Source organism: Xenorhabdus indica (assembly GCF_014467235.1).
Lineage (GTDB): Bacteria > Pseudomonadota > Gammaproteobacteria > Enterobacterales > Enterobacteriaceae > Xenorhabdus > Xenorhabdus indica.
Genome location: NZ_NKHP01000006.1, coordinates 62343 through 87192, shown reverse-complemented (window position 1 = coordinate 87192; position 24850 = coordinate 62343). Strand labels below are relative to the sequence as shown.

Sequence of the window (24850 nt, the reverse complement as noted above, 5' to 3'; positions counted from 1 at the left end):
GATTGATAGGTTAATAACCAGAGAAAACAAAGGGTTTTGAAATAGCGATGAATACCCAATATATTCATTTACGTTTTCTTGATGACGCTTTTTTGTGTCGCCAATACATCAATAGAGATGCGGTAAGACCGCTGATCAAGAGAATGACAGGCAAGATCATCAAAATATTCATGACCAAATCCTGATGCGCTTTGACGAAAGGGATTTGATTCAAGATATAGCCAAAACTCACGATTATGATGACCCATAAAAAGCCACTTAACCAATTAAAAAATTGAAAGCGTTTATTATTCAGTCCAGAAATACCGGCAAAAGTTGGCAGGAGAGTACGGACAAAGGCGAGAAACCGCCCGATGAGCAACGCCGCCAAACCATGTTTGGCAAATAAAATATTGGCACGTTGGCGGTACTGTAGAGGAAGTTGGGCCAACCAGTTCTTGACGATACGGGTATGACCTAACCAACGTCCTTGCAAATAACCTAACCAGCACCCGATACTTGCTGCAATAGTTAATAAAATGATGGTCGGAAAGAACTCCATAACACCTTTAGCGATTAACGCACCAGCAAGAACCAGAAGAGTATCGCCGGGCAAAAATGCGGCGGGTAACAAACCGTTTTCTAACACCAGCGTGACAAAGATAACACCATAAATAATCCAGATGACATCGGGATTGGCGAGTTGGGTAAAATCATGCTGCCAAAGTGCATGCACGATCCCGCTTAACGTTTCCATTATTTATCCTGTAATTTCTGCACGATACCTTTACACAACAGTTTTTGCGCGATTGTTTCTGAACAACATTCTGAACAACAACAATAAAGTATCAAATAAACACATGTGTCCCAGTGTACCGCAAAATTGCTGGGGGGAGTTGATTTGATCTGGCATGAAGAGAATCAATTGAAGATAAGGAAAGAAAACAGTGGCCATCTGTAGTGGGAAGATAGCCATTCAGGGGCACGATCATTATGTATTAAGTTATTTATGTTAACGCCAAGTAACTTATGCTAACGCACGGCAATGCGGGTAAAAGCGGCATCCAAGTCAGCAATCAGATCCTGGGGATTTTCGAGTCCGATATGTACACGTATTAACGTTCTTTCTTTTTTGGGGAAATGATAATGTTCGGGAAAATGATAGCGGCGTAAAGTCGCGAGTGATTCAGGTGATATACCCAAAATTAATGATTCAAATCCTCCCCAGGAAAACGCCATTTTAAAATGTTGGAAATTATCAAGATAATCAGAAAGTTGAGTGGAGCTCAGATTAATATTCAGGAGGAAAGAGAACAGCCCGCTGGAGCCAGTGAAGTCACGTTGAAAATAGTGATGTCCGGGACAAGAAGGTAGAGCGGGGTGATAAACCTCAGCGACTTCAGGCCGTTGGGATAGCCACTTAGCAATTTCGAGGCTGCTTTCTTCATGTTGTTTTAAGCGGACAGCTAGCGTATGTAATCCACGGGTTGCGGAATAAACCGTATCGGGGTCGGCAATTTGTCCCATCAGGTAAGAATTTTCCCGCAATTGATCCCAACAGCGCTTATTGGCGACAGCCGTACCCAACATGCCATCCGAATGGCCGATGATATATTTTGTGGCGGATTGAATAGAAATATCGACGCCAAAATCCAATGCCTTGAAGAGAATACCGGCAGCCCATGTATTATCGATCATAATGACAATTTCAGGATTAACCTGCCGGACAGCCTGCACGATAGCGGGGACATCCTGAACTTCCATCGTGAGGGAGCCGGGGGATTCCAGAAAGATAACCTTGGTATTTGGTTGAATGAGCGTGGCAATCTCTTTTCCGATCATTGGGTCAAAATAATCGGTGGAAATATTCAGCTTTTTCAGAACGTGATTGCAAAACTCTTGCGTCGGTTCATAGGCTGTCCCTGTGACTAAAATATGGTCGCCTGTTTCTACAAATGACAGAATGCTGTTGGTAATAGCGGCTGTACCGGATGGATACAGTGCACACCCCACGCCGCTTTCCAGTTCTGCCATTGCTTCCTGGAAAGCAAAATGCGTCAATGTGCCACGACGCCCATAGAATAGTTCACCGTTAGCACGATGTTTTATGGCGTGTCTCAAATCTTCAACCGTTTTGAAAATGACGGATGAAGTTCGTTGGATAATGGGGTTGACAGCATTAAGCGTGAATTTATGCTTTCTTCCGGCATCAACCAGTCTGGTCTCCAGTTTCTTTTCTTCTGTCATATGATTTCCCCCTCAATTAACGTTGATTACTCAAATATCATTGCAAGTTAAAAGATTTGTCCCGTTTTTTACAAAGAGATTCTTGCAACTTGACGAAAATTCAAGGTGATCGGTGATAGTGAAAAAGAGGATTGTGGTGAAATCGCCTCTTTTCATGACCACTTTTTTATTAAATAGTAATGATAATTACTATCAAATCGCTCAATGTCTGATATCATTTGAAATGGACTTTTCCCCCACGTGATGAAAAGCATGAAATAGGGCTAAACGGAACCTTATCAGGTGGAAAAGCGAGCTATGGCTCAGGATATATTAGGATTAGCAAGATGAGTAAATGCGATTCATTGCTAAGTAACAGAATCTATAAAAAAGAGAGTAAGGCTAACTGATGCGTAATTTGACAGCTTCTATTCTATTGGCACTCGGATTAACAGGTTCAGCGTGGGCTAATACCGCACTAATAACAGCGGCTGCTGCGCCAGAAAATCAGGCTGCCACTCAGGTAGCGGCCCCGGCAACACCAGTATCTGCCACGGCTCCGCAAGCAGGAGAGACGAAGGCAGATCCACAGCAAGGCGAAGCTCAGAAAACGGACACGTCAGCGTCGGCTGAACAGCAAACAGTAACTACCGAAGTGACTGAAATAACAGAAGCAGACGCAGCGCAATCAATTGCTGTGGAAGATTCTGAAAACTTGTCCAGCGGTTTTGCAACGGATCTTTCCGTTTGGGGCATGTATCAGAATGCGGATGTCGTGGTAAAAAGCGTCATGGTAGGTTTGGTGATTGCTTCTATTATTACATGGGCACTTTTCTTCTCCAAAGGAAGCGAATTATTAATGGCTCGTCGTCGGTTACGCAGAGAGCAACTGGCATTAGCTGACGTTGCTAATCTGGATGCAGCCGTGAAAATTGCCGCTGATTTCGGTAAGAATAGTATCAGCCGCCTGTTATTGAACGAAGCACAGTCTGAACGCAACTTATCTGCTGAAAGTACTGACAAAGATGGAACCAAAGAGCGCACCTCATTCCGCATGGAGCGTGCTGTTGCGGCAATCAGCCGTCATCTGGGACGTGGGAACGGTTATCTGGCGACTATCGGCGCGATTTCACCGTTTGTCGGCCTGTTTGGTACAGTCTGGGGGATCATGAACAGCTTCATTGGTATCGCGCATTCACAAACTACTAACCTGGCGGTTGTTGCTCCGGGTATTGCAGAAGCACTCTTGGCGACAGCATTGGGTTTGGTCGCTGCAATTCCGGCGGTAGTTATCTATAACGTTTTTGCCCGCGTAATTTCATCATATCGTGGACAAGTAGGTGATATGGCGGCACAGGCAATTCTGTTGCTTGGGCGTGATCTTGATTTGGCTGACAGAAAAACTGAACAAGCAGAAGCAAGGTAATCAATTATGGCAATACGTCTTAATGAAAATTTGGACGATAACGGTGAATTACACGAGATTAACGTCACGCCATTTATTGATGTGATGTTGGTACTGTTGATCATCTTTATGGTAGCAGCACCACTGGCAACAGTTGATATCAAAGTCGATTTACCTGCATCGTCAGCCAAACCACAACCACGACCGGAAAAACCGGTCTTTCTGACAGTGAAAGCAGATCTCCAGTTATACGTGGGCGATCAATTGGTTGAGCGTGACACGCTGTCTTCGGTACTGGATCAAACAACCCAATCCAATAAGGAAACCACGATTTTCTTCCAGGCGGATAAGACCGTGGATTATGAAACGTTAATGAGCGTGATGGATTCTTTGCGCAAGGCTGGCTATCTGAAAGTGGGTCTGGTCGGAATGGAAGCGGTAGAGGCTAAATAACGTTTTCAGTGGTTAACTTACCTGGATAATAGAAACTGCCCGAATGATTAAATCGGGCAGTTTTTCTATTAGGCTAGACACAAAATAATAATAAAATACCCTACAGGTTTTTCCAGTCAAACGGCAGTAATTCGCCAAGTGGCAAAACCAATTCTTGATTCACTTTAACCTCGGCGTGGATATTTTCTCTATTGATCTGACTGATAAACTCCCGACAGCGGCCACAGGGTGGAATGATAGCTCCATATTTATTAACTGCGATAATTTTAATAATTTGAGTTTCTCCATGTTTTATCATATCTGCAATGGCACCATGTTCTGCACAAAATCCCATTGAACAGGCTGTATCAATATTCATACCGGTATAAATATGCCCGGATTCACACTGAATAACCGCAGCTACATGACCATATTTAATATATTTATTTAATTGTGTCGGGGAAATAAGTTGATGTGCGATATTTTCCATTTCGTCAAAAGAGATCATAAGATATCTCCAATAGGCAACCTATAAGATATAGAACTTACTCTTTAATATTACGAATAAGATCAACAACTGATTGAGCCATTTCCTCTTCATTTTCTCCTTCAACTCGAATAGTGACTTCCATGCCACTTTTTATTCCCATTGACATAATTTTGAACATGCTTTTTAAATTGGCACTTTTATCTCCCCTGATAATTTCTATCGAGCCATTGTAAGTTTTAGCTAAATTACAAAGTTGGGCAGAAGGCCGGGTATGCAGCCCCGAAGGGGCTGTGACTACAACGGAATATTCGATCATAAATTTACCTAAAAGGAAAATCAGGATTCAGTTAATGAACCACCACGTGTCTGAATAACTTTCTGATACCAATAAAACGAATTTTTCTTATAACGGCCGAGGTCTTTTAGATCGTCATCAGTGCGATTAACATAAACAAAGCCATACCGTTTTTTGTAACCATTGCTGGTGGAAAGAAGGTCAATAAAGCTCCACGGATTATAAGAGAGAACCACAACACCCGAATCCATAGCCCGTTTTATAGCCTGAAGATGTTTTTCCAGATAATCAATGCGGTAACTGTCATTAATGGTGCCATCAGATTCCAGTACATCATCAGCACCGAAACCATTTTCCGTGATCATCAATGGCTTCTGATAACGGGTATATAAATCGCGTAACAGATATTCAAGCCCAAGCGGGTCAATCGCCCAATCCCAGTCTGTGGTATCAAGTTGTGGGTTTTTATGGATCTGATAGTAATTGGGTTGGATCTCATAGCCGTCAATTTGTCCTTTGATACCTGTTGGATTAAAACCATCCATTCGTCTCTGAGCATTTGCTGGCGCTGCGGCAGCAGTATGGCTGCAATAATAATTGAGGGCCAGAAAATCAGAATAGCCCTCTCTGATTAATTCCATATCGCCGTCTTCGATATTGGGGGCCAGCCCATAATTTTTCAGGTAATTCAATGCGGATTGGTTATATTGTCCTTTCAGATAGATATCGGTGAAATAGTAATTGCGTAGATCATTGGCATTTTGGGCCGCCAAATTATCTTCCGGTTTGCTGGTCAGCGGGTAAATAGCGGAATATCCCAATGCTGCGCCGACCTGACCATCAGGCACCCATTGATGAACTAACTTACAGGCAATCGCGTGAGCCAGATTCATATGGTGATTTATCTGATACTTAATCTGCTCATTATGAAGATATTGCTCAGGGATAAAACACTTTTTCGTCCAGAATTGTACGATAATACTTTGTTCATTGATGGTCAGCCAATATTTGACTTTCCCGCTATATTCTTTGATGACAAATTCAGCATAATAGGCAAAATCATTCACACTTTGTCTATCGATCCAACCATGATATTTTTCCACCAATGCCATAGGCATATCATAATGATAAAGTGTTGGGATTGGCGTAATACCGTTTTCCAATAGTTCATCGATAAGATTGTGATAAAATTGCACGCCCTTATCATTAGGCTTACCGATCCCGTCAGGGAAAATGCGCGCCCATGCGATGGAGAAACGATAGGCTTTCAAACCTAGCTCTTTCATTAATGCAACATCTTCTTTATAGCGGTGATAATGGTCACTGGTAATATGAGTATCAGCTAATCCAGGGTTATTATTGAGAATATCTTGTTGTGATAATTTCTTGCCATATTCTTCCGCTGCTCCTTCAACCTGATAGGCACTGGTTGCAGCTCCCCAAAGAAAACTTTCAGGAAACAGAGTGTTATTTTTCATCATGCTGTTTTTCTCCTTTATTGTTGTTCGTCGTGTGAAGGTATTTATATAAACTAATAATTTCTTCTCTCAGAATTAACTCACTGCGTATCGCCATCAATGTATCCTGAGCATGAATAAACAATAGACTTAAATTAAAGCTATCTCCCTGAGTCTCTTTCTGAATAACTTCAGTCTGTGTCTGATGGGCAGATAACATCATTTTGCGTGCTTTTTCCATATATAAATGCGCATTGTTAAAATCACCATCACGGGCATATTTTATGGCTTTTTCACTTTTTTCTCTGGCATTACCTGCATCGAGAATTATTTCCATAGAAATAGGAATTAAAATATTTTCCTCACTGTTCATTGTTTATTTTCCTTCTAATGGAGTTGGATATATAACTTATGCTGCATTGGTGCCCTCTTCCTCAATCCGTTTTTTCTCATACACTTTAAAGAAGGGATACCAGGTAATCAGGAATACGGCCATTAGTACGGCGTAACAGATGACAGCCCGCCAGTCTTCCGTAATCATGACACTGGAGAACGGAGCAGGTATTTGACCGACCTGAATCATTTTGGCGGGAATATTCAGCCAGTCTGAACGCATGAATACCCAGACGATAATGGGACTGGTGATTGCGTTAATCCACATGGGAAGCATTAACAGTGGGTTGAGGACAATCGGTGTACCAAATACCAGAGGTTCGTTGATATTGAAGAAAGAAGGTCCTATGCAGATATAGCCCGTGGCTTTAAGCTCCCTGGATTTAGAAAACAGCATTAAAAGATTCAATGCGAGAGTGGCGCCGGTTCCTCCCATTGTAATCAAAGCCGCTGTATACATGGTCTCATAGGTCACAATATTGGTAGGGGACTGCCCTGCTGCCACCAGAGTAATATTGGTGCTGATACCAAGCATAAAGATAGGCATTTGCAGGCCGGTAAATGTCCAGACTGAAATTCCCATCGACATTGCAATAGCAGGGATTAATGCCATGAGTATGAATCCCGGCAATGTTTGTCCGAATGCAGCAATAGGAGAAAAGAGAGAAAGTAGCCGGGAGAAGACATCAACTTCAAAGGTGAAAACCAATAATGTTCCTGCTCCGATGGAAATCAGAATCGGGATAATGGCATGTATCCAACCGACAACAAAATCAGGTAGGGAGCTCTCTTTCAATAAACCCATTTTGGTATATAGATGAAAGAGATAGGAAACAAATAAACCCGTGACAATACCCAATAAAATGCCTGCGGGGCCGAATCGTTCAAAACTGACAATCATGTTGCCGTCAGCAAACTCCGGTTTAATGAACATCATATAGACACAAATGGAAGTCAGCCCGGCAATTAGGGTATAGCGAAAATGATGAAGTTTTTCCATCATCTGATTAGCTATCATAAACGCGGTAATTAAACCGAGCATACCAAAAGAGTATTCGGCGATCCGGCCAAGATTGGGCAAAAAAGGAAGATAAGCACGAAATACATTATAAAAAAATATAAGTGATCCCGCTAAGATAAAAGGAATATTTTTCTGCATGGAGCCAGAAATAGCAGCTACCCACGGTCGCTTAGTAAAATTTTGCATCGCGGGTGCAAATGAATCAGATAACCACGACATAAATGCTTTCATTTTGCATCTCTCTTTATTATTGTCTTTGTCTATTCTGAGTAAGTGAAATCCCTGGTGTTGTAAAGAGTAAAATTAATGATTTAATGTGTTTATGGCTAATTCCAGTAATGCTTCTCCGTCTAATTTTCCATAAATATTTTGGGGTACGACAAGCACAGGAATATTGTAAATATCAGCATGTTTTTGGAACTCATCTTTTTGCGAAGCATAATGAGGGCCAAGAAACAGGATATCGATAACTGAAAAGTATTCTGCTACCTCGCTTTCACTTCTGGCTTCGACGGTAACTGATACACCTTTTTGTCTGGCGGCATTTCTGGTTTTTGTTGCTAACATTCCACTGGAAATGCCTGCTCCACAACACAACATAATAAAAATATTTTTCATATGAATTCCTTATTATTTTGCTGCTAATTGATTTTTGTTTTTTGACATATAAACTACTATCTTGAATTTTGATTTTATATTCAATTATGTGTTTTCACTTTAAGAGGGCAAAATTATATTTTTCTAAATCGATCATCTCAGTAAATTTAAGGTGTTATTTATTCATTTAACAGGGGGTTATAATGCTAAGACCTAAGCAGAAAGAATTATTGGACTATTTACTGAATAAAAATACCCCGACGTTGGCAATAAAATTATCTCAGATCTTAAACGTCTCCATTAGAACGGTGAAAAATTATGTAGCGGAAATTAATGAATCCTATGGCGAGAAAATTATTCTTTCTGGTCGAACAGGATATTCGTTATCACCTGATAAAAATATAAAATTACACCAACAACCCAATGGTCAGCCGAAAACTTACCAGGAAAGGGCCTGTTTTTTGATTAAGTCCATTCTGTTATTTAAGAAAAGTAATAATATTTATGATCTCAGTGCTGATTTGTATGTCAGTGACTCAACGTTAAAATCATTGATATATAAAATGAATAGTTCATTTGAAAAATTTAATGTCAGATTTTTATGCAGGAATAATCATATTGAAATTTTGGGGGCAGAACAAAAAATAAGAGAATTGATTTACTATACTATTATCGAACAAACAGATTATCGTTTCAATGAATTAAAAACATTGGAAACCATATTTGGCACTCAACAGATAGAAATGGTATCCAATCTTATTAAGGGAATATTTTATAAATGGGGCTATTCTGTTTATGATTTCTCTTATACCAATCTTGTTTTGCATTTTCTAATACTGATAAATCGGTTAAAGCATGATAAGTGTTTAGATACTCAGCTAACTTTTTTCGGGAATAATAAATTACACTCTATAACTAATGAGTTATGTGATAATCTGCAACATAAATTTAATGTTTCAATATCAGAAAATGAAAGGAATGCCTGTTATACTTTGTTGAAAGTCAACATCAGTTCTAACCATACTAAAAATAGTGAATCAATTGATTTAGTGGATGCAAGTTTATACCAATTTACAAAAAAAATTACTGAATCTGTACAGGAACACTATCTGATTGATTTTGGAACAGATGATTTTGTCTCATTATTTTCTCTGCATATATCAGGGCTGAAAACACGATTGGAATATAATATTTATACTAAAAACCCTATGCTGGAGGTAATAAAAAAGGAGTGTCGCATAATTTTTGATATCGCTGTTTTTATCTCTTTACAATTAAATGAATTTTTAGGTAAGAAACTAAATGAAGATGAGATTTCTTTTATTGCCCTGCATGTTGGTGCTGAATTTGAACGGCAAAAAAATCATGATAATAAAGTACGGGCAGTGCTTTTATGCCCCGGCTATCGGGGAATTGAGAATAAAATCCATCATCAATTATTGTGTGATTTTGGTAATGAAATAAGTGTGATTAAGAGGATTTCGCAGCCTTTTGAATTGCAGACTCTGGAATTCGAATTATTGATTACAACAATAAATCTTCCTGCCAGCCATAATTATGAAACAGTGTGTATTTCTCCTTTCCAATTACGGAATAAGCGCACACAGTTGATTAGAAAAATTGATATTGCTAATGCAAACCGGAAGAAGAGGACGCTACAACGTAATTTTGATCTATTTTTTGAACAAGGTCTGTTTTGGTTTGAACCTGGCTTTCAGCACAGAGATGCACTTATTGATGATCTTTGTCAGACAATGTTTGCCAAAGGCTATGTTGAATCTGATTTTGCCAGATATGTTTATCAGCGTGAAAGTGCTTCCTCAACGGCTTTTGGCATTCTGGCATTACCTCATTCAGTAAAGATGGATGCGATAAAAACGGGTGTTGCTGTTGTTATCAGTCCAAAAGGGATACGTTGGGGGAAAGATGAACGTGTGCATGTTATTTTTTTAATAGCAATAAACAGAATAGATAAGGTATGTTTTGCAGAGTGTTATGATGCGTTATTAGATATCTTTAGCCATGATAAGATTATTAATCAACTGCATAAAATAACTTGTTTTGAACGCTTTCGGCAGATGTTGATCGGAGCAAATAAATATCAAGTTATAGATGATAATGCTTAAAATTTGATTGTCTATTGTAAATAAAAATAAGGCGATGAGTGATTATCATGAACTCAACGCCTTATGTATTGCTGTGAGAAAAATTCTTATTTCTCAGGTAATCCAGACTTAAGTAAATTTATTATTGCTGTAATTCGGTGGGAAATATCAGTTTCTGGTAAAGGTGGTGTTTGCCCCAGTACCATTTGTCTGAGCGGCTCTGCAATCACCATAGAGATAGCCAACTCACTGAATATTTTATAATTAAATTCTTTTAATAATCCTTGTTTATATTGCTGTTCTAGCCAATTTGCTAAAATAATTTTGTTTTTTTCAATACCGCCTTGTTGATATTTTCCTAAGAAGGTATCCCGATGAGGAAAATCAGACTGTAATAATTTAAATAATCCGACTGCATCTTTAGATAAGGATTTTTCAGCGATCCCCATCAAATAATTCCCTAATGAAATTATAACTTGTTGGTAATTATTGGCATCTTTAGTCAGAGGAAGGACTGTGTTATCTGTCCACTTTAATATAACTTGTTCAATCAAATCTTCTCTATTTTTAACGAAACGGTAGAGTGTCTTTTTGGCGATTTTTGCTTTTTGGGCAATAACATCCATGGTGGCTGTGCTATAGCCCTGATTTAACAGTAGAGAAAGAGTAATATCATGGATTTTCTCACGTATTTCTTGTTCGGGAATTGACGGGCGACCTCGTGGGCGTGGATGATTTTCTGCCATTTTAGCACCTTATAAGTTGTCGATATTTAATGTACCGCATTGGCTTTATTCCATTAAAAGGAAGAAATGTTTACTTGAAATAAATGGAAATTTATCAATTTCCACCAAATACAGAACTTACAGTCACTTGTCAATATTTACAATAAATAATTGTCACATCATCTATGGTAATTAGCAGTGAAAAATGCTGCTTAGAACACTTCTTTTATTTTTCATCAACTCTCTTATTATTTATAACTTACTGTTTTTAATAACTAATAAACATAATTGATGTTATTCAATTATTGAAAATATGCTTACTATGTGATCTGTCTCACAGGGCAGCACTTTTGGTTAAATTTTGTTAGCAAAACGTTAATTTGGATCTTAGTATCGCTATTGTTGGTTACAAAATTAACCATAAAGTAACAAAAGTTGCTAAATGTTAATCCGCCTAACTATTTCTTAGAAATGTATTTCCTGTCGGTGGAAAAGGTAGGTGACAAAAGGTAATAACAACACTAGTGAGGACCATAATAATGATAAAACACAACGTAATAGCAATGGCGATTCCGGTTTTCCTTATCGCTGGGGCTGCAAATGCGGCCGAAGTTTATAATAAGGATGGTAATAAAATTGATTTATATGGAAAAGCTGAAGCTCAACACTATTTTGCTAAGTCAAAGAGCAAAGAAGCGGGTGATAACTCCAGCGGGCGTATCGGTGTGAGAGGAACAACCCAACTTACAGACACAATTTCAGGATTCGGGCGCTGGGAATTTAATCTGGGTGCCAACAGCACTGAAGTTGAAAGCAGCAAATTTGCAAGAACACGTCTGGCTTTTGTCGGCCTTAAACTGGGTCATTATGGCTCTCTTGATTATGGTCGTAACTTCGGCGTGGTATATGATGTCAACACGTTTACAGATATGCTTCCCGTTTTTGGTGGCGACAGCATGGCTGCAACTGATAATTTTATGATGGGGCGTTCGACAGGGTTATTAACTTATCGTAATACTGACTTTTTTGGCCTGGTGAACGGGTGGAATTTTGCCCTGCAATATCAGGCCAAAAATGATGGTGGCACTAAAAATGCCCGCGATGATGTTATGCGGCAGAATGGTGATGGTTTTGGCCTTTCCAGCTCTTACGATTTTGGTAATGGTGTGACTGTTGCAGCTTCTTATGGCAATTCTAATCGTACTCAGGCACAAAAACAGGGCACGGAATCAGCTAAGGTACTGGCGAAAGGCAACAAAGCCGAAGCATGGTTGGTATCAGCTAAGTACGATAGAAATAATGTCTATCTGGCAGCGATGTATGGTCAGGCTCGTAATTTGACCCGATTCGGCAGCGCTGTAGATAATCATGTGATGTTTGCGAATAAAACGGAAAACATTGAGTTAACGGCGCAATATCTGTTTGATTTTGGCTTGCGTCCGTCTATTGGTTATGTCTATTCCAGAGGCAAAGACTTAGGCAACGATTTGGGCGAGAACAATTTATTGAGAACCAAAGGATCTGAAGATCTGGTGAAGTATATCTCTATCGGCGCGTCTTATAATTTTAATAAAAATATGGGTACTTATGCTGAATACAAGATCAACTTGCTGAAAAATAATGACTTTACTAAAACAACTAAGATTAAAACAGATAATGTCATGGGTGTTGGCGTCATATACCGTTTTTAATTGTGTGCAGTAACATTTTTGTAAAGTAACGATTTGTGTAAAGTAATAACAGCCACAACAACGGCCTTAATGGAAATACCATTGAGGCCGTATTCTTTTTATATCTTGTTTATATCAAACCACAGTGTTGTTAGTTGCTTTTTGAAATCTATTAGGTAGATAAGAAATTATCTTTCAGCCTCACCACCTAGCGCATCAATGGTATTCTTTATCAGTGCACTTAATTCACCAGTCATCAGCGTGAAATCCGCATCGAATCGTTGAGCAACATCTTCGCGATCAATATCATCATTTTGTTCACGCAATGTTTCACTGAATTTAATACGTTTGTAAGAGCCATCATCTGACAACATGAATTGAATACGCTCTTCCCAGTCCAGTGCCAGTTTGGTGACATATTTCCCAGACTCAATGTGTGCCGCGATTTCGTCAGACACTAACTCTTGTTTCTTGCAGCGAATAACCCCGCCTTCTTCCAGAATAGCTTTTAATTCAGCTTCATCCATCAGAGCATAACCGGCAGGCAAATTACCCGAACGTACCCACTCAGTTAATGTCAGCTCAATGGGATCTTTGAACGTCAAGGGAACAACAGGCAATGAGCCAAGTGTTTTTCTTAATAACGCCAGATTATCTTCGGCACGTTTAGCACTGGCTGAATCAACAATAATCAGATTGTTAACGGTATCTATCCAGATATAAGTCTGGCTGAAACGGCTAAATGCTCTTGGTAATAAGGTGTGGATCACTTCGTCTTTCAGTGAATCTTTCTCGGTTTTTTTCAGTTTCCGATGTTGTTCTCCTTCCAGACGGGCGATTTTGGTTTGTAGTTCCTGTTTAATGACCGGAGAAGGCAGCATTTTTTCTTCCTTGCGTGCACAAATCAAGATCTGATTACCGGCAGCATGAGTTAATGCTTCACCATGAGCGCCCATTGGTGGAACCCAACCCGTTTTCATCATGTCCTGACTGCCGCATGGGGTGAATGCCAATGGGCTTAATTGTTTTTCCAGTTCATCCGCAGAAAGTGAAATTTCTCGGTTTAAACGGTAAATTATTAAATTTTTGAACCATAACATGCGGTTACCCCATATTTGTGCATTATGACAAATGTCATATGAAACGTTATTTGAAAAGCATAGTTGCGCATGATAACGAATCATGCGGCGAAGCCCTAGAACTTCATCTATTTCCTTTCTGGAATTTCATTCATTATCTAAAACGCCCATTTCCTAAAACAAAGTGACGTTATAGTTCTTGATTGTTAGTGCTGCTCAGGCAATGATCTTACGACAACACGATTCAATAGCCTGAAAAAAATTCGGCTGACGGTAAACCACAGAGAAAAAGGTAAGCTATGCGTATAGGTATTGATCTTGGTGGAACCAAGATTGAAGTGATCGCATTGGGTGATCAGGGTGAAGAACTGTTTCGGAAACGGGTGGATACTCCCCGCAATGACTATCAGCAAACACTGGCCGCCATTGCTGGTTTGATAGCGGATGCGGAACAGGCAACCGGGCAGAAAGGTACAATAGGAATTGGCATTCCGGGAGCGATTTCACCTTTTACCGGAAAAGTGAAAAATGCTAATTCGGTCTGGCTGAACGGTCAGGTTTTGGACAAAGACATTTCCGCTTTTCTGGGGCGTGAAGTACGGGTTGCCAATGATGCAAACTGTCTGGCTGTCTCGGAAGCGACTGATGGTGCAGCAGCAGGTATGCCAATGGTGTTTGCCGTTATTATCGGGACTGGCTGTGGTTCAGGTCTGGCATTTGATGGCAAGGTACATGCAGGTGGTAATGGTCTGGCTGGAGAGTGGGGGCATAACCCATTACCGTGGATGGATGACGAAGATCGGGCATATCAGGAAGAAGTTCGTTGTTTCTGCGGTAAACCAGGCTGTACCGAAATGTTTGTATCGGGAACCGGTTTTATGAAGGATTATTTCCGCTTGAGTGGCGTGCACAAAAAAGGCCATGAAATTATGGAGGCTGTAGCTCAGGGAGATAAAATTGCGGAACTGGCTATTCAGCGTTATGAAAGGCGTCTGGCACGGGCATTAGCACAGGTTGTTAACTTACTTGATCCTGATGTCATTGTGCTTGGCGGCGGTATGAGTAATGTTGATCGTTTTTATCAGACCTTGCCGGATTTAGTGAGTGAGTGGGTCTTTGGTGGCGAGTGTGTAACACCGATTAGAAAAGCGCTGCATGGTGATTCCAGTGGAGTGCGTGGTGCGGCGTGGCTGTGGCCTAATAAATAACGATACCCTCTATTTTTGCCCTTCATTTTTTGAATAAAAATGAAGGGCATATCTATCTGTAACCCGATTTAAGTTGTAACCTGATTTAAGTTAATTTTCTGATTTTGTGAACGAATTCTGTTTCTATGTTACGGGTAATAACAGAAATAAAAGAACAATCAGTACAATAACATTCGTCTGTTTGTTGAAGCGGCATATGATGATGCCCGCAGCGACAATCCAGTTTACAGAGATAAGAAACAAACCATTCTGGAAACTTTATCTATAGAGGGAGATAACATGTTGAAATATGGCTTGAGGATTTCAACGTTGGCGATGTTGGTGGCATTTAATGTCAATGCGGCAACCGTTGATTTACGGGTTATGGAAACATCGGATGTTCACAGTAACCTGATTGATTTCGATTATTTTAAGGATAAACCGACTGAGCAGTTTGGTCTGGTTCGTACTGCGGGTTTAATTAAAGCAGCCAAAGCTGAAGCTACTAACGTAATTCTGGTTGATAATGGTGACCTGATTCAGGGAAACCCAATGGCAGATTACATCGTGGCAAAAGGACTCAAACACGGTGAAGTCCATCCGGCCCACCAACTGATGAACACAATGGATTATACCGTAGGTAACTTCGGTAACCATGAATTTAACTTTGGGCTGGATTATCTGAAACAGGTGATAGCAGGGGCTAAGTTCCCTTACATTAACGCCAATATTATGGATGCCAAGACTGGCAAAAACTACTTCACACCTTATATTATCGTTGATACCCCTGTTAAAGATCGTGAAGACAGAGAGCATATAATTAAGATCGGTTATATCGGTTTTGTTCCACCGCAGATCAGTATTTGGGATAAAACCAATCTGGATGGCAAAATCGTTGTCAACGATATCACTGAGACGGCAAAAAAATTCGTACCTGAAATGAAGAAAGCGGGTGCTGATCTGATTATTGCTATTCCGCATTCCGGCTTCTCTCAAGAGCCTTATAAAGCGATGGCAGAAAACTCTATTTATTATTTGAGTGAAGTTCCCGGTATTAATGCCATTATGTTCGGCCATGCACACGGGGTTTTCCCAAGCGAGGAGTATAAGGGTATTAAAGGTGTTGATGTTGCTAATGGCACAGTCAATGGTATTCCTGCCGTAATGCCGGGCCAGTGGGGAGACCATTTGGGGGTTGTTGATATGGTTATCAACAATAGCAGCGGTGAATGGAAAGTGGAATCTGCTAAAGCTGAAGCGCGTCCTATCTATGATAAAACGCATAAGAAAGCACTGGTTGAAAGTGATAACAAACTGGCCGCGATTATTGAAGAAGCCAATCAGGGAACCCGTGATTTCGTTGGCAAATTCATTGGTAAAGCCTCTGCCAATATGTACAGTTATCTTGCTCTGATCCAGAGTGATCCAACGGTTCAGATCGTTAACGATGCTCAAGTTGATTATACCAAGCGTTTTATTCAGGGTGATCCTGATCTGGCAGATCTGCCCGTTCTGGGGGCTGCTGCACCATTCAAGGTGGGTGGACGTAAAAATGCCCCGGCTGAGTTTGTGGAAGTAGAAAAAGGTGACCTGACATTCCGTAACGCGGCTGATTTGTATCTCTACCCGAACACGTTGGTTGTGGTGAAAGCGAGTGGGGCTGATGTTGTGGAGTGGCTGGAATGTTCAGTCGGCATGTATAACCAGATAGATCCTAACTCCACCAAACCACAAGATTTATTGAACTGGAAGGGTTTCCGAACTTATAACTTTGATACCATCAGTGGTGTCAATTATAAGATAGATCTGACTCAGCCAGCGAAATACGACACAGATTGCCAATTGATCGACAAAGATGCGAACCGTATTAAGGACGTTACTTATCAGGGTAAGCTTATTGATCCAAAAGCAACATTCCTGATAGCCACCAATAACTACCGAGGTTACGGTGGTAAATTTGCAGGAACAGGTGAAGGCCATATTGCATTCGCGTCACCGGATGAAAACCGCTCTATTCTGGCTGCCTACATTTCCAGAATGACCAAAGAGAAAGGTGTGGTATCAACACTGGCGGAAAATAACTGGTCATTCCTGCCAATCAAGACAGGCAAGAAACTGGATGTCCGCTTTGAAACTTCTTCATCAGAAAAGGCCGTGAAGTTTATTAAAGAACAGGCTCAATATCCGGTGAAATACCTGAAAAATGATGATGTTGGGTTTGCCATTTATCAAATTGATCTGACTGATAAAAAATAAATCTTAACTTTATTGATGCCTGTTCGACGGAGCAGGCAACATCAATTATGTAAGAATATTACAAGTAAGAGTAATATTTTTAAGTAGTTAATAATAAAGATGGTAATTATAAATATGACAGTAACTTAATAATAAAAAACAGTTATGGAGAGCACTAATATGCAAAAAATGATGGCAAAGCTAATAAAAAATAAAACATCTAAAGTATTAACCTGCTCGATAGGAATGATACTGGGCAGTGTCAGTTTGGCTCAGGCTGCTGTTATCCCTCCCGGTACAGAGTTGGCAGAGAAACAGGAAATTGTGCGCAATAACGGCTCATTTCCTGCTTCTCTGGATGTGCATAAAGTAGAAAGTAATACTGAGTTAGATATTATCCATGATTTTTTTGATGGTTTGGTTTATACCGATAGAAAAGGGAATATCGAACCGAGATTGGCAGAACGTTGGGAAACGGCTGATAACCAGATATGGATTTTCCATTTAAGAAAAGGGATGAAATGGTCTGACGGTACGCCAATTACTGCCCATGATGTGGTATTCAGTTGGCGGCGTCTACTTGATCCAACTATGGGTTCCCCTTATAGCAGCTATCTTGCAACGGCTCATGTAATAAATGCAAATGATGTATTACTTGGTAAGAAAAAAGTAGAAGAGCTTGGTGTAAAAGCACTGGATGATTTTACATTGGAAGTGAAATTGGATAAGCCTGTTGCTTATTTATTACAGATGCTAACCCACCCGATTCTGGTTCCCATCAGCGAAAAAGTGGTCAAAAAATATGGTGATAAATGGACACAACCAGAGAATTTTGTTGGTAGTGGAGCTTTTAAACTTTCAGCGTGGCGGGTAAATGAAAAAGTCGTTGGTGTCAGGAATCCTCAATATTGGGATGATAAAAATACAGTCATTAATAAAGTGACTTATCTTGCAATCGTATCAGAAAAAGCAGATCTGAACCGTTATCTCGCAGGGGAAGTCGATATAACTAAAACGATTGAATTAGACTCTTTTACATCATTAAAAAAAGAGTTTAGTGATCAAATGCATATTATTCCTATGTTATCTACTTATTATTATGTTTTTAATACTAAGAAACCACCATTTAATGATATCAGAGTCAGACAGGCATTAAGTTTAGCTATTGATAGAGATATTATTGCGAATAAGGTTTTAGGGCAAGGGCAATTGCCTGCATATGATATTATTCCGCCTAATATTGGCGGGTTAAGTTTAACACTACCTGAATATGCTTCCTGGACACAAGAACAACGGATAAAAAAAGCCAGGGAGTTATTAAATGAGGCTGGTTTTAATAAAGATAATCCACTGAAATTTAATCTGCTTTATAATACAAGAGAAACCCACAAAAAAATAGCTATTGCAGTAACTTCAATGTGGAAAAAAAATCTTGGTGTTCAAGCCGCTTTGCAAAATCAAGAATGGAAAGTCATGCTGGACAATATGCATCAAAATAAATTTGATGTAGTCAGATATGCATGGATAGCAGATTATAATAGTCCGATGTCATTTCTGGATACGTTTCTGACAGGAAGTAGTCAAAATATTCCTCTCTATGAAAATAGTGATTTCGATCAACTGGTAATTAAAGCTGGTGAAACTAATGATGTTATGTATTATCAAAAGGCGATAGATATTTTAACCAATGATACTCCTGCTATTCCTGTCTACTATTATGTCAGTAATAAGTTGGTAAAACCTTATGTCGGTGGATTTTATGTTACCCCAATGGATTATATTTCGACGAAAGATCTTTATATAATAAAACATTAGAAAAAATTCAGAGCCTGTACCGACAGGCTCTGATTATATGAATGCAAGCTCTCTTTTGTTATTGCAGTAATAGTTGCAAATTCCTCATTATCTTATGCTGCTGTTTGTTCCTCAAGGGATAAAATTGGCGGCTAAACAAGAAATTGTACGTAATAATTTAGTAGAACCTGCTTCACTGGATACGCATAAAGTTTCCAGTAATGTGGAGTTTGATATTATTCATGATTTTTTCGATGGTTTAGTTTATACCGACAGACAAGGCAATATCGAACTGAGATTAGCTGAAAGTTGGGAAGCCGATGATAATAAAACATGGGTTTTCCATTTAAGAAAAGGCATTAAATGGTCTGATAGTACACCAATTACCGCCCAAGATTTCGTATTCAGTTGGCGGTGTTTGGTTGAGCCTGATATTGGTTCACTTTATGGTAGCGATCTTATTATTAAAGATTCTCCCGTTATTCCCACTTATTATTATGTTAGTGCGAGAATGGTGAAGCCTTATGCAGGCGGTTTTTATGTTAATTCGTTAGGATATATATCCACTAAAGACCTTTATGTTATTGATAATTAAAAGAATAAAAAATTATCCTTGATAGGATTCAAGCTGCATCTGATGAAGTTGTAGCTTTTTTATTTCTATGTGATATATCAATATCAAATAATTATCTAATTAATTTAATTTTGCAATAGATTGATTTTGGTCTGTATATCTTAAGTTAATTAGTTTTTTTAAATTGTTATTTCACGAAATTATTTATTAAATAATAAAATTGGATGTATGTTTTTTAAGCATAAATAAATATTTCTACTCAATAATAAAAATTACATCACAGCAATAGAGGAAAACGATATGTTAAGTAAAATTATTAATAGAAGAATTAGGTTATTAATTTATTCTATGAGTATGGCTTTGAATGGTATTACACTATCTTATGCTGCAGTTATTCCGCCAGGTACACAATTGGATGAAAAACAGGAGGTTATTCGTAATAATGGCGCAGAGCCAGTATCACTTGATGTAGATAAAGTTGAAGATAATGTTTCAATTAATATTATCAATGATTTTTTTGATGGATTAGTTGGTACTAATAAAGATGGTAATATTGAACCCAAATTGGCCGAAAGTTGGGAAACAAAAGATAATCAAAAGTGGATCTTTCATTTAAGAAAAGGTATCAAATGGTCTGATGGGACACCGATCACTGCACATGATGTTGTCTTTAGCTGGCGGCGTTTAATTGATCCTGCAACGGTTTCTCCTTATGGTAGTTATCTTGCTGATACCTCTGTTGTAAATGCCAAAGAGATATTAAAAGGGCAGAAAAAAGTTGAAGAGTTAGGTGTTAAAGCATTGGATGATGCCACTGTTGAGGTGAAGTTAGAGAAGCCCGTTGGTTATTTTTTGCAAGTATTAGCCTTTCCCATTCTGGATCCTATTAATGAGAAAGTGGTGACAAAGTATGGTGATAAGTGGGTACAGCCAGAGCATTTTGTCTCCAGTGGGCCATTCAAATTATCTGAATGGGTTGTAAATGAAAAAATTGTCGGTGTCAGAAATTCTGATTATTGGGATAATAAAGATACGGTAATTAATAAAGTAACGTATTTGCCAATTGAATCAAATAAAGCGGAGTTAAACCGCTATTTAGTGGGGGAAATAGATATCACATTTACCATTCCGTTAGAAGACTTTGCTTCATTAAAGAAAAAAATAGGCGATCAGATCCATATCTCTCCGATCCTCAGTACGTATTATTACCAGTTTAATAATAAAAAGCCTCCATTCAATGATGTCAGAGTCAGACAAGCACTAAATTTAGCTTTGAATCGGGGCATTATTGCCAATAGAATTGTCGCTCAAGGTCAACTGCCTGCTTACACCATACTTCCTCTGGGAATCGGAGGGTTTAAATTTAAACAGCCTGAGTATGCAACTTGGACACAATCTCAGCGTAATAAAAAAGCGCGACAATTATTAAATGAAGCAGGCTTTAATCAGAATAATCCCCTGAAATTTAATCTGACCTATAATACTTCAGAAATACATAAGAAAATTGCTATTGCTGCGGCATCCATGTGGAAAAAGAATCTTGGTGTTATCACCAAGTTGCAAGCTCAGGAATGGAAAGTCATGTTGGATAATGAACATGAGGGTAAGTTTGATGTTGTCAGAGGAGGATGGATTGGAGATTATAATAATCCGATGTCTTTCTTAAATATTTTCTGCACCAATCAAACTAATAATGTTTCATTTTATTCTAATAAAGAATTTGATCATTGGGTGGAAAAAGCAGGTAAAACCAATAGTCAGACATATTTCCAACAAGCTATCGATACCTTTGTAAAAGATGCTCCCATTGCTCCAGTTTATTATGGTGTGACAGCGGTATTAGTAAAACCTTATATCGGAGGGTATTATTCCGATATAAACGGATTTATACCAACGAAAGATCTTTTTGTTGTTAAACATTAATAAGATTTATCTTTCATGATTCCCTAAGCGTGTCACAGTCACAGTTAATTAAAGGAATTACATCAGAAAAATAAAGAGGAAGAGTGCATTATGCAACAAGTCACAATTATTACAGGCGGTTCCCGCGGCATTGGTAAAGCGACAGCGTTGTGTCTGGCAAAGAGAGGGCACCATATTTGTATTGGTTATCGTACTCGTGAAAACAGTGCACATGAAGTTGTGGAGATGATCCGAAACTTGGGGCAGTCGGCAATCTCTGTCCAAGTGGATGTAACAGATGAAAAACAGATCGTGGCCTTGTTCCAAAAGGCAGAAAAGGAACTAGGTTATATATCCGGGCTGGTGAATAATGCCGGTATTTTAAAGCCTCAGGCTACTATTGAGCAGTTAACAGCGGAACGGTTGAATGACATATTTGCTACCAATGTAACAGGATATTTTCTTTGTGCCCGCGAAGCTGTTAAAAGAATGGCCTTTCGTCATGGAGGTAAAGGAGGCGCTATTGTTAACGTTTCATCGGCGGCTGCAAGATTGGGTTCCCCTTATGAATATATTGATTATGCTGCATCAAAAGGTGCTGTTGATACATTGACTATCGGATTATCTCAAGAAGTTGCAGCGCAGGGGATTAGGGTGAACACGGTTCGGCCCGGCTTTGTCTATACAGGAATGCATGCAGATGGAGGTGAGCCGGATAGAATCGAGCGTATTAAAGATTCTCTACCGATGAAAAGAGGAGGGCAGCCAGAAGAAATTGCAGAAGCCATTGCGTGGCTATTGTCTGATGAAGCATCATATGTAACAGGTAATTTCATGGATCTGGCGGGAGGAAAGTAGATTTTTTCGGCGGCTTAAAATTAAATAGTCAACCGGAAAAGAAGGGATAATCTTTCCGGTTGATATCTCCAAGAGATTTTTGACAAAAAACGGTGAACTGTTGCTCAGGCTAACAGTTCTGCTAATTTGGGCTTAAGAATAATTTTTCCAGATGTTATTTCAATATTAATTGGCTGTTCTATCAATTGACTGTCAGTTAGCCAATCACCTGCAATATAGAGTTCACCGTTTTCACGAATATTGTCTATTCCTTGCTCTGGCTTATTTTCAATTTCATTGATCAAGCAGGCAAGATCAGTCTGAGGGGTAAGTAGAGAGATGATTATCCCATCTGAATATTGATGGATATGAAATAATGAATCAGCAATAAATCCAGCCTCATTGAGGGCGCTACCATGCAGAATTAATTCAGGGATATCATTATGGCGAAATAAAACATGAAGACTCATTTGACGTTCCTTGTGTTATTTGAATATGTGGAGATACTTTAGCAGCACTTTATGTTCTGAGAAAATCATGTTGTGAGAAAACGTTAACCCCGTTCGATAAGTTAAAACCCTGCCAATATTATCAGGCAGGGTTTTTAATTACGGTGTGATTTAATCACGGTATAGTAATTAATTCACGATATTGATGGCCTTATATTGAAGTTCGTTACCTGAAAGATCTTAGATTGATCCCAGCCAAGATTAGGCTGCGTTAATACCATACTGAGCGCAAACAGAAGCCAGACCACCAGCATAACCTTGACCAACTGCACGGAATTTCCATTCGCCATTGTGGCGATACAGTTCACCGAACAGCATAGCCGTTTCAATAGAAGCATCTTCTGTCAGATCATAGCGAGCAACTTCAACTTGCGTATCATCATTAACCAGCCGAATGAAAGCCCCTGAAACTTGACCGAAGCTCTGACGGCGTGTTTGCGCATCATGGATAGTGACAACAAAGACAATTTTGTCTACGTCAGCAGGGATCTGGTCCAGTTTGATTTTCAGTGATTCATCATCTCCATCCCCTTCACCAGTACGGTTGTCGCCAGTGTGCATAATAGAGCCATCAGAAGATTTCAGGTTGTTGTAGAAAATGAAATCGGTATCACTGCGTACTTTGCCGTTCGCTGCCAGCAGGAATGCAGAAGCATCAAGGTCAAAATCTTGTCCGTCAGTCGCGCGGGCATCCCAGCCGAGACCGATCAGAACATTTTTCATAGTTGGAGCTTCTTTGCTCAGAGAAACGTTACCACCTTTAGAAAGAGATACACCCATTATTATTTCCTCATTTATTAAATAGTTATTTATTCCCGTCGTCTTTCAAGTTGCAGCTTTGTTGGCTGTACCTTGGAATCCACAGGATATACAGGATTCAGCTTGCTTTTTCTTTCTGGGGAAACAGAAGGCTGGCTATAATACCAGCAGACAGAACCCCTAGCACCACAAACAGACTGGTTGTTGCCGAAATGGAATAACCGTGGTGGAACATATGTTCAGATGCGTTAAGCCCTAATTTAATAGCAATAAAGAACAGCAGGACAATCACGGCTTTTTCCAAGTGCACCAGATACTTTTTCAACGCTTCCAGTACAAAGTAGAGTGTACGCAGGCCTAAGATAGCAAACATCATGGCGCTGTAAACGATTAAAGGCTCGCGGCTGACCGCGATAATCGCAGGTACAGAGTCAAAAGCAAACATGACATCAGACAGTTCAACAACGGCCAGGCACAGCAACAGTGGGGTGGCATAAAATGCTGCCTTGCCAGCACGACCTGTTTTTTCTCGATCCTTTTTTTCTCGATCAATAGCCACATCTGCGTTTTCCGGTTTGGCCAGTTCCGCATTGACTTCTTTCTGGCTGAGTATGAAGGCATGACCACGCAGTTTCGGCCAGATTGGAAAGAAGCGCTTCACCAAACGGTAGGCAAGATGCTGTGAGTAGTCTTCGATTTCATCATCATTGTCACCACTTTTCAGCATCATCACCGCCGTCCAACCGACCACAACAGCAAAGACCATTTCAACCCAGGGCCCTAGCATCAGCAGGCTTGTCCCGATGGCTACAAAAATACCCCGGAAGATAATGGCCCCGATAATGCCCCAGTAAAGAACGCGGTGACGATAACGATCCGGGATCGCAAACCAAGAGAAAATTGCCATGATGACAAACAGGTTATCGACAGAAAGTACTTTTTCCAGCGCATAGCCGGTAATGAACAGACTTGCTACTTCAGCACCGTGATGGACAAACAGGAAGCCCGCGAAAACAAAAGCAATGGCGACCCAGAAAACAGACCAGAGTGCGGCACTGCGTAACGAAATTGGCTTGTCATGACGATGCATAAAGAGGTCGATAAAGAGCGCACCAACCGACAGAAGGATAAATACAGCAACGGTTTCCATCGGAAAACCAATGTGCGTGGATACCATGA

The 24850-nt window shown here is 39.7% G+C and carries 22 protein-coding genes and 1 pseudogene; 10 read left to right on the top strand and 13 right to left on the bottom strand.

The window, feature by feature from the left end; genetic code table 11:
- Positions 1-64 precede the first annotated feature (64 nt).
- Both Xind_RS06750 and metC read right to left on the bottom strand, forming a co-directional pair.
- Entirely contained in the window at positions 65-736 is a 672-nt protein-coding gene (locus Xind_RS06750; RefSeq protein WP_047678266.1) for a DedA family protein, read from the bottom strand.
- 275 nt (positions 737-1011) lie between these two features.
- Complete coding sequence (gene metC, locus Xind_RS06745) at positions 1012-2226, bottom strand: cystathionine beta-lyase (RefSeq protein ID WP_187649715.1); 1215 nt, start codon at positions 2224-2226, stop codon at positions 1012-1014.
- A gap of 388 nt (positions 2227-2614) precedes the next feature.
- Between metC and exbB the strand changes: the two genes are divergently transcribed.
- Together exbB and exbD are read left to right on the top strand one after the other, a co-directional pair.
- Positions 2615-3631 carry a tonB-system energizer ExbB gene (gene exbB / locus Xind_RS06740; protein ID WP_187649714.1) on the top strand — a complete coding sequence of 339 codons (1017 nt, stop codon included), beginning with the start codon at positions 2615-2617 and terminating at the stop codon, positions 3629-3631.
- A gap of 6 nt (positions 3632-3637) precedes the next feature.
- Positions 3638-4063 (top strand): TonB system transport protein ExbD, encoded by a 426-nt coding sequence (gene exbD / locus Xind_RS06735; RefSeq protein WP_047678274.1) that lies wholly within the window; start codon positions 3638-3640, stop codon positions 4061-4063.
- Between the two features lie 100 nt (positions 4064-4163).
- Here the strand turns inward: exbD and Xind_RS06730 are convergent, their stop codons facing one another.
- The 6 genes from Xind_RS06730 to Xind_RS06705 form a co-directional block, all read right to left on the bottom strand.
- Entirely contained in the window at positions 4164-4550 is a 387-nt protein-coding gene (locus Xind_RS06730) for a cytidine deaminase family protein (RefSeq protein ID WP_246432473.1), read from the bottom strand.
- Positions 4551-4587: 37 nt separating this feature from the next.
- Positions 4588-4848, bottom strand: coding sequence for an HPr family phosphocarrier protein (locus Xind_RS06725; protein ID WP_047678280.1), 261 nt, complete (start codon positions 4846-4848; stop codon positions 4588-4590).
- A gap of 20 nt (positions 4849-4868) precedes the next feature.
- Positions 4869-6308, bottom strand: a complete 1440-nt coding sequence (locus Xind_RS06720; protein ID WP_222941748.1) for a glycoside hydrolase family 1 protein — start codon at positions 6306-6308, stop codon at positions 4869-4871.
- A complete protein-coding gene (locus Xind_RS06715) occupies positions 6295-6657 on the bottom strand; it encodes a PTS sugar transporter subunit IIA (RefSeq protein ID WP_047678285.1) in 363 nt (120 codons plus the stop codon). Before Xind_RS06715 ends, Xind_RS06720 begins: the two co-directional genes overlap by 14 nt.
- Before the next feature lie 36 nt (positions 6658-6693).
- Entirely contained in the window at positions 6694-7929 is a 1236-nt protein-coding gene (locus tag Xind_RS06710) for a PTS transporter subunit EIIC (RefSeq protein WP_047678287.1), read from the bottom strand.
- Positions 7930-8001: 72 nt separating this feature from the next.
- Complete coding sequence (locus tag Xind_RS06705; protein WP_047678289.1) at positions 8002-8316, bottom strand: PTS sugar transporter subunit IIB; 315 nt, start codon at positions 8314-8316, stop codon at positions 8002-8004.
- 182 nt (positions 8317-8498) lie between these two features.
- Here Xind_RS06705 and Xind_RS06700 point away from each other — a divergent pair, with 182 nt between their 5' ends.
- Complete coding sequence (locus Xind_RS06700) at positions 8499-10421, top strand: BglG family transcription antiterminator (RefSeq protein WP_047678291.1); 1923 nt, start codon at positions 8499-8501, stop codon at positions 10419-10421.
- A gap of 86 nt (positions 10422-10507) precedes the next feature.
- Here the strand turns inward: Xind_RS06700 and Xind_RS06695 are convergent, their stop codons facing one another.
- The gene (locus tag Xind_RS06695; RefSeq protein ID WP_187649713.1) at positions 10508-11146 is read right to left on the bottom strand and encodes a TetR/AcrR family transcriptional regulator; all 639 of its coding nucleotides are present in this window, start codon (positions 11144-11146) and stop codon (positions 10508-10510) included.
- A 518-nt stretch (positions 11147-11664) separates the two neighbouring features.
- On the opposite strand from Xind_RS06695, the gene Xind_RS06690 reads away from it, so the two are divergent.
- Complete coding sequence (locus tag Xind_RS06690; protein WP_047678295.1) at positions 11665-12816, top strand: porin; 1152 nt, start codon at positions 11665-11667, stop codon at positions 12814-12816.
- Between the two features lie 167 nt (positions 12817-12983).
- On the opposite strand, the gene rdgC is transcribed toward Xind_RS06690, so the two are convergent.
- Complete coding sequence (gene rdgC / locus Xind_RS06685; protein ID WP_047678297.1) at positions 12984-13895, bottom strand: recombination-associated protein RdgC; 912 nt, start codon at positions 13893-13895, stop codon at positions 12984-12986.
- A 278-nt stretch (positions 13896-14173) separates the two neighbouring features.
- On the opposite strand from rdgC, the gene mak reads away from it, so the two are divergent.
- The 6 genes and pseudogenes from mak to Xind_RS06655 all read left to right on the top strand — a co-directional run bounded on the left by mak (position 14174) and on the right by Xind_RS06655 (position 22424).
- Positions 14174-15082: a fructokinase gene (mak, locus tag Xind_RS06680; protein ID WP_187649712.1), complete on the top strand. Its 909-nt coding sequence runs from the start codon at positions 14174-14176 to the stop codon at positions 15080-15082.
- Between the two features lie 279 nt (positions 15083-15361).
- A complete protein-coding gene (locus Xind_RS06675; RefSeq protein WP_187649711.1) occupies positions 15362-17317 on the top strand; it encodes a bifunctional 2',3'-cyclic-nucleotide 2'-phosphodiesterase/3'-nucleotidase in 1956 nt (651 codons plus the stop codon).
- A gap of 144 nt (positions 17318-17461) precedes the next feature.
- Entirely contained in the window at positions 17462-19111 is a 1650-nt protein-coding gene (locus Xind_RS06670) for an ABC transporter substrate-binding protein (RefSeq protein ID WP_420856063.1), read from the top strand.
- Between the two features lie 60 nt (positions 19112-19171).
- Positions 19172-19550 (top strand): annotated as a pseudogene (locus Xind_RS06665) (ABC transporter substrate-binding protein); the annotation flags it as partial.
- Positions 19551-19964: 414 nt separating this feature from the next.
- A complete protein-coding gene (locus Xind_RS06660; RefSeq protein ID WP_187649710.1) occupies positions 19965-21587 on the top strand; it encodes an ABC transporter substrate-binding protein in 1623 nt (540 codons plus the stop codon).
- Between the two features lie 90 nt (positions 21588-21677).
- Positions 21678-22424 (top strand): SDR family oxidoreductase, encoded by a 747-nt coding sequence (locus Xind_RS06655; protein ID WP_047678306.1) that lies wholly within the window; start codon positions 21678-21680, stop codon positions 22422-22424.
- 104 nt (positions 22425-22528) lie between these two features.
- Here the strand turns inward: Xind_RS06655 and Xind_RS06650 are convergent, their stop codons facing one another.
- From Xind_RS06650 to Xind_RS06640, 3 genes are all read right to left on the bottom strand, one after another.
- The gene (locus Xind_RS06650; RefSeq protein WP_187649709.1) at positions 22529-22873 is read right to left on the bottom strand and encodes a SymE family type I addiction module toxin; all 345 of its coding nucleotides are present in this window, start codon (positions 22871-22873) and stop codon (positions 22529-22531) included.
- Between the two features lie 240 nt (positions 22874-23113).
- On the bottom strand, positions 23114-23692 hold the full coding sequence (locus Xind_RS06645; protein ID WP_047678311.1) for a TerD family protein: 579 nt from the start codon (positions 23690-23692) through the stop codon (positions 23114-23116).
- Positions 23693-23789: 97 nt separating this feature from the next.
- A complete protein-coding gene (locus Xind_RS06640) occupies positions 23790-24848 on the bottom strand; it encodes a TerC/Alx family metal homeostasis membrane protein (RefSeq protein ID WP_047678314.1) in 1059 nt (352 codons plus the stop codon).
- Between the last annotated feature and the right edge of the window lie 2 nt (positions 24849-24850).

What these genes read in the sequence shown, in the direction of transcription:
- Xind_RS06750 (WP_047678266.1), bottom strand. Translation starts at nt 736, where the DNA reads ATGGAAACGTTAAGCGGGATCGTGCATGCACTTTGGCAGCATGATTTT.
- metC (WP_187649715.1), bottom strand. Translation starts at nt 2,226, where the DNA reads ATGACAGAAGAAAAGAAACTGGAGACCAGACTGGTTGATGCCGGAAGA.
- exbB (WP_187649714.1), top strand. Translation starts at nt 2,615, where the DNA reads ATGCGTAATTTGACAGCTTCTATTCTATTGGCACTCGGATTAACAGGT.
- exbD (WP_047678274.1), top strand. Translation starts at nt 3,638, where the DNA reads ATGGCAATACGTCTTAATGAAAATTTGGACGATAACGGTGAATTACAC.
- Xind_RS06730 (WP_246432473.1), bottom strand. Translation starts at nt 4,550, where the DNA reads ATGATCTCTTTTGACGAAATGGAAAATATCGCACATCAACTTATTTCC.
- Xind_RS06725 (WP_047678280.1), bottom strand. Translation starts at nt 4,848, where the DNA reads ATGATCGAATATTCCGTTGTAGTCACAGCCCCTTCGGGGCTGCATACC.
- Xind_RS06720 (WP_222941748.1), bottom strand. Translation starts at nt 6,308, where the DNA reads ATGATGAAAAATAACACTCTGTTTCCTGAAAGTTTTCTTTGGGGAGCT.
- Xind_RS06715 (WP_047678285.1), bottom strand. Translation starts at nt 6,657, where the DNA reads ATGAACAGTGAGGAAAATATTTTAATTCCTATTTCTATGGAAATAATT.
- Xind_RS06710 (WP_047678287.1), bottom strand. Translation starts at nt 7,929, where the DNA reads ATGAAAGCATTTATGTCGTGGTTATCTGATTCATTTGCACCCGCGATG.
- Xind_RS06705 (WP_047678289.1), bottom strand. Translation starts at nt 8,316, where the DNA reads ATGAAAAATATTTTTATTATGTTGTGTTGTGGAGCAGGCATTTCCAGT.
- Xind_RS06700 (WP_047678291.1), top strand. Translation starts at nt 8,499, where the DNA reads ATGCTAAGACCTAAGCAGAAAGAATTATTGGACTATTTACTGAATAAA.
- Xind_RS06695 (WP_187649713.1), bottom strand. Translation starts at nt 11,146, where the DNA reads ATGGCAGAAAATCATCCACGCCCACGAGGTCGCCCGTCAATTCCCGAA.
- Xind_RS06690 (WP_047678295.1), top strand. Translation starts at nt 11,665, where the DNA reads ATGATAAAACACAACGTAATAGCAATGGCGATTCCGGTTTTCCTTATC.
- rdgC (WP_047678297.1), bottom strand. Translation starts at nt 13,895, where the DNA reads ATGTTATGGTTCAAAAATTTAATAATTTACCGTTTAAACCGAGAAATT.
- mak (WP_187649712.1), top strand. Translation starts at nt 14,174, where the DNA reads ATGCGTATAGGTATTGATCTTGGTGGAACCAAGATTGAAGTGATCGCA.
- Xind_RS06675 (WP_187649711.1), top strand. Translation starts at nt 15,362, where the DNA reads ATGTTGAAATATGGCTTGAGGATTTCAACGTTGGCGATGTTGGTGGCA.
- Xind_RS06670 (WP_420856063.1), top strand. Translation starts at nt 17,462, where the DNA reads ATGGAGAGCACTAATATGCAAAAAATGATGGCAAAGCTAATAAAAAAT.
- Xind_RS06660 (WP_187649710.1), top strand. Translation starts at nt 19,965, where the DNA reads ATGTTAAGTAAAATTATTAATAGAAGAATTAGGTTATTAATTTATTCT.
- Xind_RS06655 (WP_047678306.1), top strand. Translation starts at nt 21,678, where the DNA reads ATGCAACAAGTCACAATTATTACAGGCGGTTCCCGCGGCATTGGTAAA.
- Xind_RS06650 (WP_187649709.1), bottom strand. Translation starts at nt 22,873, where the DNA reads ATGAGTCTTCATGTTTTATTTCGCCATAATGATATCCCTGAATTAATT.
- Xind_RS06645 (WP_047678311.1), bottom strand. Translation starts at nt 23,692, where the DNA reads ATGGGTGTATCTCTTTCTAAAGGTGGTAACGTTTCTCTGAGCAAAGAA.
- Xind_RS06640 (WP_047678314.1), bottom strand. Translation starts at nt 24,848, where the DNA reads ATGGTATCCACGCACATTGGTTTTCCGATGGAAACCGTTGCTGTATTT.